This is a genomic window from Hymenobacter defluvii (assembly GCF_017589435.1).
Lineage (GTDB): Bacteria > Bacteroidota > Bacteroidia > Cytophagales > Hymenobacteraceae > Hymenobacter > Hymenobacter profundi.
In genome coordinates this window covers 1-889 of record NZ_JAGETX010000088.1, presented here as the reverse complement: position 1 = coordinate 889, position 889 = coordinate 1, and the positions used below count along the sequence as shown (strand labels likewise).

Here is an 889-nt window from a genome sequence, read left to right as displayed (position 1 = left end):
GCCGGCCGTTCTGCCCCCCCTTGCTCATGTACCCCACCACCGTACGCTCCACCCGGTTGTTGAAGAACACGTTGCCCGGCAGCTTGTAGTAGTTGAAGATCGAGGTGCCCGCCCACGTGCTCGGCAAACGCGTGCCGTCCGCAAGCATCCCGCTCGTGACCAGCCGGTTGTCGTGGTAGTAGATGTCGTGGCCCGCGGCAATGTTCATGGCCGCGTTGCACGTGCTCACGAACTGGTTCTCGTACGCCTCCACAAACGCCGTCACCTCCGAGGCGTTGCCGTTGCCGTCCGTGGTCATGCCCGTGCCCGTGTAGCCCGTGCCCGTGGCCGGAAACGGGTAGGCCCCGAACACGAAGTTGTTGTGCACCCGGATCGGGCTGCCGCTCGTGCCCGAGCTGGCGTACAGGTTGATGTTGTCCTCCACCAGGCTCTGGTTGGCCGTGTTGCGCACCTCGTTGTAGCTGATCTCCACCCCGGGCAGGCTGCGCACCGTGTTCAGAATCACAAAGCTGGCGCGCGTGCTGCCTTGGTTGCCGCGCCAGCGCCCGTCGATGTTGCGCGCTTGGTTGTAGCGCACCAGCAAGGGCTGGCCCACCCCGGCCACGCCCCCACTCGTGCTCCAGCGGTCGATGTTCAGCCCGCTGGTCTGCTCGAAGTAGTTGTGCTCGATCCACAGGCGGCGCGCCCGGTAGCTGTTCACGAAGCGGCCCCGCCCCACGCCCGTGCGGCTGGGCTCCAGCCCGTAGCCGCGGCAGTTGCGCACGATCAGGTTCGCGCCCTCGCCCGAGACGATCAAATCGCCCGCCCCGGCCAGTGTGCAGTTCACCAGCTGCACGGGCTCCGTGGTGGCGATGCGCACGCACGGCACCGAGCTGTCCAAGCTCCGATA

The 889-nt window shown here is 66.7% G+C and carries 1 protein-coding gene; it reads right to left on the bottom strand.

Features of this window, described 5'->3' with window-relative positions:
- Positions 1 to 859 (bottom strand): hypothetical protein (locus tag J4D97_RS23075; RefSeq protein ID WP_208309638.1); only part of this gene is annotated, 859 nt, incomplete at its 3' end.
- Between the last annotated feature and the right edge of the window lie 30 nt (positions 860 to 889).